Source organism: Paraburkholderia phenoliruptrix, from assembly GCF_019511605.1.
Taxonomy (GTDB): domain Bacteria; phylum Pseudomonadota; class Gammaproteobacteria; order Burkholderiales; family Burkholderiaceae; genus Paraburkholderia; species Paraburkholderia phenoliruptrix_A.
This window is the reverse complement of record NZ_JAEUAV010000073.1, coordinates 1-441: the sequence shown is the minus strand read 5'-3', so window position 1 is coordinate 441 and position 441 is coordinate 1. Positions and strand designations below refer to the sequence as shown.

Annotated in this window: 1 protein-coding gene; it reads right to left on the bottom strand. The window is 54.6% G+C overall.

Annotated elements, in window-relative coordinates; all coding sequences use genetic code 11:
- Window positions 1-109 precede the first annotated feature (109 nt).
- On the bottom strand, window positions 110-441 hold a 332-nt coding region (locus tag JNB89_RS30810), incomplete at its 5' end, for a phage holin family protein (protein ID WP_220364733.1).

The window sequence follows — 441 nt, the reverse complement described above, 5'->3', positions numbered from 1 at the left end:
CGCTCAGTCTTTTCCAACCACAGGGTTTTGTTTTCCGCAAGATCCAGCCTTTGCTGCTGGATCTTGCGGATGAGCTTCTCTTTTCTCCATTCCAGATAGCGGCGACGATTCATTTTTCGTCCTCCAGCTCGGAACGGTCGATCTCCAACTGTTTGCGCGTGGCGCCCAACAACGTGGAGCGTCGAGCCTTGACCAGTGTCCAAATGGCACCGAACACGGCCAGGAACAGCAGCACCCCGGTAGTAGCCCCTAACGCCATCAGGCGGTAGATAGGATCGATGGCCCAGAAAATCAGGATTAACAGGCTCATCAGGCCAAATGCGGTGAACAACAGCGTCATGCCGGCCATGATCAGCAACTGAATGAGGTTGGCTTTCTCCTCTTCCAGCTCGACCACTGCCAGACGGACACGGGTTTCCACCATACCGACCAGAATAGTGA